The organism is Ochrobactrum sp. SFR4 (assembly GCF_019730395.1).
Lineage (GTDB): Bacteria > Pseudomonadota > Alphaproteobacteria > Rhizobiales > Rhizobiaceae > Pseudochrobactrum.
The window spans coordinates 1-10,346 of record NZ_JAAPBB010000031.1 but is presented as its reverse complement, the minus strand read 5'-3'; the positions used below and the strand labels follow the sequence as shown (position 1 = coordinate 10,346).

General features: G+C 47.1%; 7 protein-coding genes and 1 pseudogene. 5 read left to right on the top strand and 3 right to left on the bottom strand.

What is annotated here, in order from left to right; genetic code table 11:
- Positions 1 to 94 (top strand): annotated as a pseudogene (locus tag HBA93_RS17315) (IS6 family transposase); the annotation flags it as partial.
- Between the two features lie 56 nt (positions 95 to 150).
- On the opposite strand, the gene HBA93_RS17310 reads toward HBA93_RS17315, so the two are convergent.
- The 3 genes from HBA93_RS17310 to HBA93_RS17300 all read right to left on the bottom strand — a co-directional run bounded on the left by HBA93_RS17310 (position 151) and on the right by HBA93_RS17300 (position 3,450).
- Entirely contained in the window at positions 151 to 849 is a 699-nt protein-coding gene (locus HBA93_RS17310; protein ID WP_286202021.1) for a L,D-transpeptidase, read from the bottom strand.
- 353 nt (positions 850 to 1,202) lie between these two features.
- On the bottom strand, positions 1,203 to 2,183 hold the full coding sequence (locus HBA93_RS17305) for a L,D-transpeptidase family protein (RefSeq protein WP_221724115.1): 981 nt from the start codon (positions 2,181 to 2,183) through the stop codon (positions 1,203 to 1,205).
- Positions 2,184 to 2,730: 547 nt separating this feature from the next.
- Positions 2,731 to 3,450 (bottom strand): EAL domain-containing protein, encoded by a 720-nt coding sequence (locus HBA93_RS17300; RefSeq protein ID WP_221724114.1) that lies wholly within the window; start codon positions 3,448 to 3,450, stop codon positions 2,731 to 2,733.
- 1,807 nt (positions 3,451 to 5,257) lie between these two features.
- Between HBA93_RS17300 and HBA93_RS17295 the strand changes: the two genes are divergently transcribed.
- The 4 genes from HBA93_RS17295 (at position 5,258) to HBA93_RS17285 (ending at position 10,307) form a co-directional block, all read left to right on the top strand.
- Positions 5,258 to 6,028: a glycosyltransferase family 25 protein gene (locus HBA93_RS17295; RefSeq protein ID WP_221724113.1), complete on the top strand. Its 771-nt coding sequence runs from the start codon at positions 5,258 to 5,260 to the stop codon at positions 6,026 to 6,028.
- A 208-nt stretch (positions 6,029 to 6,236) separates the two neighbouring features.
- A complete protein-coding gene (locus HBA93_RS17290) occupies positions 6,237 to 7,487 on the top strand; it encodes an alpha/beta hydrolase (protein WP_221724112.1) in 1,251 nt (416 codons plus the stop codon).
- Positions 7,488 to 8,381: 894 nt separating this feature from the next.
- Positions 8,382 to 8,582 (top strand): DDE-type integrase/transposase/recombinase, encoded by a 201-nt coding sequence (locus tag HBA93_RS24780; RefSeq protein WP_502910136.1) that lies wholly within the window; start codon positions 8,382 to 8,384, stop codon positions 8,580 to 8,582.
- A 384-nt stretch (positions 8,583 to 8,966) separates the two neighbouring features.
- Entirely contained in the window at positions 8,967 to 10,307 is a 1,341-nt protein-coding gene (locus tag HBA93_RS17285) for a hypothetical protein (RefSeq protein ID WP_221724111.1), read from the top strand.
- Positions 10,308 to 10,346 lie beyond the last annotated feature (39 nt).

The following is a 10,346-nucleotide window of genomic DNA, read 5'->3' as shown; positions in this document are numbered from 1 at the left end:
TGCAGGGATCGAGGTGGCTCACATGATCCGCAAGAACCAATTCGCCAACGACAATCAAGCGCCATTTCAGATCTTTGAGGAGCTCGCAGCATAGATGTGTCCAGTGATAAGCACACATCTATCCTACAGAAAAATTTGCAACACAACCGCCTAGACTGCATCTCCACTACGCACGACAACGCGCGAATTTGGTGGCACACGATTGTAGAGATCAATAATGTCCTGATTCATCATGCGAACACATCCGCTTGATACAGCTTTTCCGATAGTCCAATATTCTGGTGAGCCGTGAATACGATACAGCGTATCCTCACCGTTTTGGAAAATATAAAGTGCTCGCGCGCCGAGCGGATTGTCCAGCCCCGGTGCTTGTCCCCCGTTCCGAATGCTATATTTTTCAAGCTCAGGCTGCCTTGCGATCATTTCGTCCGGTGGAGTCCAGCGCGGCCATTGACGTTTATACTGGATCACACCATCACCCGACCAAGTAAAGCCTTGTCGGCCAAGTCCGACGCCGTAACGCATAGCTTGACCACCTTCCATCACTAGATAGAGAAAGTAATTCGCCGTATCAACTACAACTGTTCCAGGCGTTTCACCCGTTGGATCATCGACTACACGTCGATAAAAAATTGCAGGCACTTTTTTCAGATCAATTGCTGGAACTGGAAATTGCTCATCGGGCATTGGCCCGTACATAGACAAATATTGCGGGGCAATCTCAGGTGTTTCTGGCAAACGCACGATAGGCTGACTATCGATGATGGAAACACAGCCCTGCAAGGTGACTAAACCACTTAACGCGGCAAATCCTGTTAGTAGGGATCGGCGCGAAGGTTTTGGGATCATAAATGGTACCCTTGAAAAAATGGGAAATTTGCTGCTTTACTGGAATAAATAGCCACAAGTTTATGTCGCCAGCGGACATTATTCGGGGTGGTGTGAAGGAGCGGTACTAACAGAAGCGAAAATACCGTACTCGCGATGATCCACTCAACGTAACGTATCCTTGACTCAATTGTTCCCTGTTCTCATCACTGACCTATCACATGCGTGGAGAGGTTGAGCCTCGTCAAAGTTTTGTGACGTCGCACTACCGATTGCAAATGCGCTGCCAGTATCGATATTGCTGCAATAACCACCGTGATTTGTAACAACGAGAGCATAGGTGCAAAGAGTGATAAACCGTTGCTTATCACAGCTTAATCGCCCGGTGAGTGTGGGTCTGCAAGAGCCGCTACTGGCTTGCTGATCGGAACCTGTGTTTTAGATGTCTGCTCAGATAGCGCCTTTTCGCCTTTCGCGGTAAGCACCCTTCGGAAGACCGGGTGCATACCGCCGTCAACATAAAAGTGCATTGGATTCGTTTGCCCGGACAATGAATTTTCGTCTCCGGCGATCGCCGTGGAGGCAGCGTCTGGCACACTAATTGGGCATGCCGCCAAAGGATCACCCGTATTGCTGCCTAAATCAGTGTCAAAGACATATCTTCCACCACAATATGAGACTTTTGGCTGGCGGCGCAAAGTCTCGAAAATATCGTATCCTTTTTTCAAGTCGATCCAGAAACTGAAATTTGGATCAGTTCGGTTGCGCGCCATGTTTTTCGTGGTCATCCGGAACGGGTAGGCCTGAACCTGAAACGATTTCTGCTCGCCTTTCAGAGCTTCGCGAGCCACTGCGTAGATTTCGGCCACGCCCTGATCTGTAAGCGCAAAACAGCCCGACGACGAGCACGCGCCATGTACCATCAGTGCTTCTCCAGTATAGCCAAGTGCTGCTTCAAGTTTATTTGGATAACCGAGGTTGAAGGAGAGGTAATATTGCGAGTTGGGGTTAAACATGTCAGCGCTAACATGATAAAAACCCTCTGGCGCTTGGCGGTCACCATTCTTCTTTTTCGGGCCAAGCTTGCCCGACCAACGGCACATCGGGTAGGTTTTTAACAGAGCAAATTTACCGCTTTTGTCACGCTTCCAGATTTCCAATTCACTTTCTTCTTTAAAAATGCGGATCAAGATCGGTGATGAAATGCTCATGTTCTTGCGGTTCATTTCGCTAACCAGCTTACCTGGTATTGGCTGTGTTGCCTTTCCATCAATATCGAGAACGGACGACACGCACCCTGCTGCAAGCAGGGCGACGAGAAAAACCGTTGCGGATTTCATCAATCTTGAAAGCATATTGTGTCACCAGTTTGCAATACGGATAGATTTTAAATTATTACCCAGTATGATTATTTTTCATTTCACAATAAGTCTTTGTTGCGGGCGTTGTTTTGTGAAAACTTATTTAAGATGAATCCGTCTTAACGCCGGACGCCATTATGCGGCAATCTCCGCGAATTGTTGTTTGAGAGAGTGCTTTTGTTGTTGTAAAGGCATCTTATCCTTGCTTAACATGTGCATGAATTCGATGCGGGTAGGCATGATACTGGCAGTTCGTTAAAATTTGTACCCTGCCATCGATAGTGAGCTGTTCGGCTTGCCGTGACGAGCCAAAGCCATGCGCAGGAAGCGTTAGCTGCATTTAGGTCCAAATCCCTGGCGATGAAAAGACGAGGTACTACATCTGACGTCCTTAACGAAAATTTTGCAACACAATCCATTCAAGTCATTTATCTTCTGACATACTAAAGTTACTGCGCATTTCAGCTAAATCGCTACATCTAAAAATTGATTACTTTGAGCCATAAATAACGTATGCTTGTTAGTTTGCGCGATGTAATAATTAAATACGTGCCTCTGGGCTTAAAATTGGGTGTGAAGCAAAATAACCTTGTATATGAGTGGCTCCAGTCTCAGCCGCATAAAGAAAATGTTCAGATGTTTCGACGCCTTCAATAATAATTATTGGCGCAACACAAGCCGCAAATCCTACAAGATGGTGCAAACTGTTCCCCTGATGAGGGCTGCGTGAAAGCACTTGCTTTACAAATAATTTGTCAATTTTGATAATATCAAAATCCAAGGATAGCAGTTGCACCGGCGTTGCGTATCCGGTGCCGAAATCGTCGAGTGCTATCTGGCAACCGTATGATTTAATTTCGTTAAGAAAGCTGCGTGCAAAAGCTAGGTCGCTCAAAGGAGAGGTTTCTGTAACTTCGACAACAAGACGCATTGCCAGACTGGGCTTTCGCGTAATCATTGATATAAGGCGTTTACGCGCGACAACATCGCAAAGACTGATTGCTGATACATTGAGCCCCAACACCGCAACTGGATTTTCATCAAGCTTAGCCAAAACCAAGTTTAACATACTCAAGTCAAAGTCGATGATGGCATTTGATTTTTCTAAACAGGCAATATGATGAGCAATTGAAGCAATCGTGCCATCAGATTTCATCGTTCGTGCTAGACATTCACCATAAAGCACTTGCTTCAAATCATTGATTGCATGGACAGCTTGAATAGCAATAGTGATTGGTGTTTCGTAAATACTATTGTTCATCTAACTAAAATTATATTGAAAAGGAGCTATAATCTGCTGTATTTGCAATTTTAGCGATAGATTGATCATGCACCTTTAAGAATGATCGTACATTTTATCGGATTTCACCTAAAATTTTACGATGAAGCCAGGCGCACCTCGTTCAAAGCCATAATATCCAATGATACGGCCGCCCTTGTGGACGCTTGAACGTATTGAAAGAGACCATTGCCTGTGAGCGTTGGCGCATTATGTTATTCGATGCTCTGAGCCTCATAACCACACCACATGAATGGAACGAAAGCTCCGGCGTTTGGAAAGAGCGCCGGGGCGTGCTTATTTCGATATCTGCTCCACTTCATCATAACAATTTCGTTATCATGACACCCTTAAAAGGGGTTTCTAAAGCATGTCGGATATGATGCACTGTGGACGAGTGTAGATTGCTCTGTCCTCTTAATTTACGTACGGATTCGGGGCCACTATCCTATAGTACCTTATCGAAGGCTGGGGTCACAGTGGGGGTGGGAGGAAGATCGATTGTATCATTCACGATCAGATAGTCAGCGATTGAGTAGATCAGAATATAGTGTCGCCATAATAATCTTGGAGTAAATCTAAATGTGTCGGATCTTGCTTTCAGACAGCAGTCGATAGGTTGTTTATTTCATGGTCTTGGCCCGGAAAATTCCAGCAAGGTGCGCAACCAGCCATGGAAGCTCAATGATTATTATTGCGCCAATCAATATCGTGGGGAGGGGAAATTTATTATTTAGTGTTGTGAGGTCATAATAGAGCCCCAAGACAAGGTGGTTAATAATTGCAACGCACTGAAGAGAGTAGCAGAGCATGCGTAATTGTTTAATCTCAGTACAACCGTGACAGCTATTTTTGTTGGTGTTTACCCTTCACGTACAGCTGAAAAAACACCTAAAATGGTACTGTATATCAACACACAGAATATCCTCTAAAATATTGTGCTAACAAAGGTCTGACAGATAAAAGCGCGTAAAATTCGATGGTTGCAACACTGGCGAAATTAATAGTGTCGGATGAAATAGTGGTTACGTGTGAACAGGCACGTGTGATTGGCGAGCGTGGCATGCTCTTTACGTTTAGCGGGCGAACGAAAAAACTGTTTTTTTCCGGTGACTCAGCATTGAAGCATTTGCCGAGTGCAGTCGCTCTATTGTGAAAGAAATTTGCGAGACCTATGCAAAGGCTACGTTACCCCAGCGAAATAGAAAAGCTGAACATAAATCTCGTGTTTTCCTGACGACACTAATAGACACATTAGTCCCGAGAGCGGAACTCCACACTCGGTTGATCGAACCATGAGTGTTGGATAGTGAATAATTTAGCGGAGCTGTATATGAAAACTTATATTGTATCTGGAATGCTTGCAATAATGGCGCTCACTGGATGTCAATCATTTGATCAGGCTGCAAATTCCAAGTGCTATGACCGAGGTTATCAACCGGGTAGTCTATCGTTCGATCGGTGTTCCAACAGGCTTTCTAATCGAATGCAGGCAGAACAGGATGCCACGGCTGAACGAAATGCCTATATGGATGCGTTGCGGGATGCTCGGCGAGAATGGGACAGACGCGACCGATGGGATTGAGCATCTTGTCGCAAAGTTTTTCGTGTAGAAATTAATTCTCAATACCGTGGAACACGTTGCTGATTTGAAGAACGCTCAATCAGTTATAGAAGCGAAAATCCGTATTCTACTTAGCCGTGAACGCTCCTTACGGGGAATACCTGAAATGGTTTCCTGGATTTTTTCAACCATAAAAAAGCTTTGCAGCAGAAATATAGGAAGTAGATGGAAAAAGATCCCGTACTAACTAGGGCATCATTGACTGCATCCGGAAAGGTGAAAGCTTTTATAATCCATCTTGCTCGGGCGACCCGTCGAAAACCACAAGTAGATGCGCTTATTAACGAGTTACCGATTGCATCGGAAATCATTCAGGCGCTCGATGGAGCTGAACTCAGCGAGGATGACGTCGCTCTAGTATATAGGAGGTATTTACATGAGCCGAGATATCCTTTCCGTTTGAGAAAATCAGAAATCGCCTGTTTCCTGTCACATCGCAAAGCGTGGCAGTCCATTGTGGATCAAAAATTGCTTGCAGGTTTTATCCTGGAGGACGATATAACCTTAACCTCCGACTTTCCGGAAGTGTTCCGGATCGCTCTGGACTATTTGATCCCAGGTGGATTTATCCGGTTTCCCATACGTGATGATCGGGAGAGCGGGCCTGAAATATTTAATAACGGGAATGCGCGTATTATAGTCCCATGCACAATTGGACTTCGCATGATGGCGCAGCTTGTTAGCTATGAAGCGGCTGAAAGACTTCTTGCTGTGACCAGAACTTTCGATCGTCCTGTAGATACGACGGTTCAGATGAAGTGGGTTACAAAACTCCAGCCTTACAGCATCTTCCCAGGAGGAGTAAAAGAGATTTCGTCAACACTTGGCGGGTCTACTGTACAGCAAAGAAAGAACCTCCTCGAAAAGCTAAAACGAGAAGTGATAAGGCCTATTTATCGCACACGTGTGAGAAGATTTTCTTCGAAACAGATATAAGGGTTGTCATTCATGAACAGTCTCGAGCTGGAGAATGCAATAACTACCAGCTGCATCTAAAACTGCATTCCGAAAGTCTGAACCCATAAGCCAAAACAGATTTTAAGAGAGATAACGAAGACATGACAGACGGCTCTATATGAGAAAATATTAATTTTCACAATTCGGGTGTAAAATCTTTTAGGGCTTAGAATTAAGGACGTTTGAAATGCTGTGCGTACCACCTTGGACGTCCGTTACGTTGCTCGTTTTTGCATTCCTGCTTGCTGGTTGCGCCGGTCGGCCTGAAGGTGTGCTTGTCCCCGTTGGCGAGATCGCTTCCCCCGGTACTACAAAGGTAAATCTTGTCGTTGCGACCACGCGCCGTCCGTCCGAGAACCCGGGCGAACTTTTTTCCAGCGAGCGCAACGAGCTTGTGTCGCTTAATGAGATCGTCATGTCCATTCCACCAGAAAAAAACCGCAAGGTGGGTGAAGTGCAATGGCCAAAGAAGCTACCGCCTAATCCGCAGAAAGACTTCACCACTGTCAGCGTGACACCAATCAAGACCGATGTGGAAATGGCAGGCTGGGTTCGTCCGCATCTGACCAAGAGCCGTCGCGTGATGGTCTTCGTGCATGGCTTTAATAATACTTTCGAGGATTCCGTTTATCGATTCGCCCAAATCGTACACGATTCAGGTGCCGATGTTGCACCGGTAATTTTCGCTTGGCCGTCTCGCGCCAGCGTATTCGGCTATAATTATGACAAGGAAAGTACGAATTATTCGCGCGACGCATTGGAGCAAATCTTGCGTGCCATAGCACGTGAGTCTAGGGTCAAGGATATAACAATTATGGCTCACTCCATGGGTAGTTGGCTGACATTTGAGGCTCTGCGACAGATGGCGATCCGTGATGGTCGCGTGAACGCCAAGATTACTGATGTGATTCTGGCGTCGCCCGATCTGGATGTCGATGTGGTCTCAAAGCAATTTCTCTCCTTGGGTGAGCAGTATCCGCGCTTCACATTGTTCACGTCCCAGGATGACAAGGCGCTTGCATTGTCACGGCGTATTTCCGGCAATATCGACCGCCTCGGCCAGATCGATCCGTCAATTGAGCCTTATCGTTCAGGGCTTGAAAAAGCAGGAATCACGGTTATCGACCTTACTAAGCTGAAGACGGGAGATGGGCTCAATCATGGCAAATTTGCCGAAAGCCCGGAAATTGTGCAGCTGATCGGAAAGAGGCTCGTTGCTGGCCAAACCATTACGGATTCGCAAGTGGGTCTTGGAGACCGTTTGAGCGCGGTAGTGATGGGTACATCACAAGGTGTTGGTACGGCAGCCTCGTTAATGGTCACGGCTCCTATTGCTGTGTTTGATCCCAATACACGCAAGACCTATGGCGAGCAGATCGACCGCTTTGGTCGCGCTGTTGGCAATACGGTTGGTGCGGTAACGATACCCGCGCAGTAATATCGGCGTTCGTGCACACCGGAGACGGGTAGCACCTCCTTAACCTTGTTTGGGCTGTCATCGGAAAAGTAGAGAGTTTTTCTTGTTCGAAGAAAAACTGCATGGCGAAGCGACCAGAATTTACGAAGGAATTTAAGTATGAGGCCGTTCGACTGGGCAAAATAAACGGCCGGACACGTAAGGAGATTGCCGAAGATCTTGGCGCTGGGCTGTCGACATTTACACGATAGCTTGGCCGTAATTGTGCTGCGGTGATGAATGAGCCTGGCTGGAGCGATACGAATGAAGACATGGGCGGAACTCAAACGCCTTCGTCGAGAGAATGCGGTTCTGCGTCAAGAGCGGGACATCTTGAAGAAAGCGGCAGCTTTTTTCGCTAGGGAGGGAAGTCGATGAGGTTTCGTATCACCGATCAAACGAAGCAGGAATTCTTCGCGTCTCGTCTTTGCCATCTAATGGGGGGATAGTTAGAGCGGTTATTTTGTTTGGAAAGAACAGCCCCTCTAGCCGCTGTGATCGTGATGATCTGGTCGTGTTTGCTCATGTACATTCGGCCTCTTTCACACGCAACTGATGGCAGCCCACGGATGCCGCGGGAATTACAGGATCAAGATTTTAGCGTCGATCGGCGCTGAATTACCAGATTGATGCGTGGGAATGGAATGCATGCCCGTCAGAAACGGCGTTTCAAAAAGACGACGGACAGCCATCATGCTTTTCCGGTCGCGCCCAATATCATTGCTCAGGATTTTACGATAACGAAACCTAATCAGAAATGAGGTGCTGACATATCTTAATCCGGACACGGGAAGCATGGCTGTATCTGGCCGCCGTCATTGATCTCTTCGCTCGCCGGATTGTCGGTTGGGCTGTCAGTGACAGACTGCATCGCCGATTGAGGCCACACAGGCTCTCGAAAAAGCCATAATGATGCGGCGGTTACCGAGGGGCCTGATCCATCATTCGGACCGCGGAAGTCAATATTACTCCAGTGACTATCAGGAAATGCTCAGGGCGAGCAGCATCATCTTTTCTATGTCCGGCAAGGGAAATTGCTATGATAACACCATAGCCGAGACATTCTTCACTCGATAATCTGAGACACACAGTTCGAGCAAATGGCTGTGTGACACACAAACCGCCTCTCCACTTTTGCGAAGCAAGTCCAAGCACACATAGGCATGCTATCTATGTCAACTCAAAAATAATTACAGAGGCCAAGCACGCGGTGAATGATCATCGTTATCGGTACTATCGTTCTATATGTCTCGAATTCTGGAAATTATGAAGGATGTCAATGTCAATGTCAATGTCAATGTCAATGTCAATGTCAATGTCAATGTCAAGATCAAACAGAACATGGAAGGGCAGAGTGTCCAATTTCATCTCTTCTGTGGTGTGCTTTCTCTTTGTTTTAGAAAAAATCATAATTGAAGCACGACTGTGATGGGTATTCCCTTTTCATTTGAATGAGGTGACATGAGAAACTGGTTTGCCGCTTTTTTCCTCTGCATATTGGCCGCTTCAGCTTTCGCTCAGGAGACGACCTCAACTAAGCCTGTCGCTACCTCCACTGACTCCCTTGGAGCACTGATTACAGTCATCAAGGATGAAAAACTGCGCAACGAACTCATTGCCGAGATAGAGCTCGTACGCTCAAGTGAAAAGGCTACTGATATTTCACGGACGACACCAATTTCAGACTCTGAGGTCAATGCTGGAACGGCTGATGTCGGCAAATCAGGAGTGGTAAAGGCACTTGTGGATTGGGGCCGGGAACTGAGGCAGCGCCTGCCAACTGCTGCACTCGGAGTACCAATCAATGTCAAATTTCATGAGGCAGAAACACAAATTCAGCAAAGGCTTTCTACCCCAGGTGCTTCTGACCAACTACTTGACTTCAGTCTTCGTTCGTTTCCAGGCTGGGCAATTGGAACAATGGCTGCTTTGTTTGTACTGGTGCTTGTTCGTCGCCGGACGAGATCCAAGGTGATTGGGGCGACGACGATGGCGCAAGTGACGAAGTCAGCCTTCCTGCGCGCCGTGTTGGGTATCGTGCCGCTTGCAGCTTGTCTCGGCATAGCCGCGGTATGGGCCAACCTTTTAGGATTTTCTGAACGTAACAGTTTGATATTTTTTCTTCTTGCCACGCCTTTCGCTGCCGCTATTGCTGTGTCCGAGGTGGTTGCGAGTCTACTTCTCCCTTTTGCACCAAGCAAAGGCTGGCGCGTGATTGCCTATTCACAGAGAAAGCTAGCCCCAGTCATAGGTCTTATGACAGGGGTCGCGACTGCCAGCTCGCTTATGGCAATACCCGAACTCCGGGAGATAATAGGTCCGGCAACGTCCGACATTATCGCATTGTTGTTCGATCTGGTTGTACCTTTGATTGCGCTCTATATCGTCTTACGTTACCGCCGTATCATCCGCACTCTGATTGTTCGGGGACACGCTCCCGATGAGGATGCATCACCAGTTGACCGCGCGATCTATTGGGTGGGAGAACACTGGCATCATCTTGGTATATTGTTCGTTTCGTTGAATATTGGTGCACGGCTGTTTGGAGTGGATACCGGCGATTTTTTAACACAGTCATTTTTGTCGGTAGCGCTAATTGTCCTCACCCTTGTTGCCTCAGTTACGCTGCGCCGTTACGGCAAGCAACGTACCAACCGGATTCCCAGTCGCCATTTTCGACCAGGGGTCCGTACCGCAATATTCGAACGTCTGGGAACCGCAATAGTGGGTATGCTTAATGTCGGCATCGCTATGGTTTCGGTCATGTCCGACATCAGCGCCCTTGAGACAAAACAGTGTTAATTGAGAAGAGAGGATTTTCGGCTCATGATAGCTCTATCA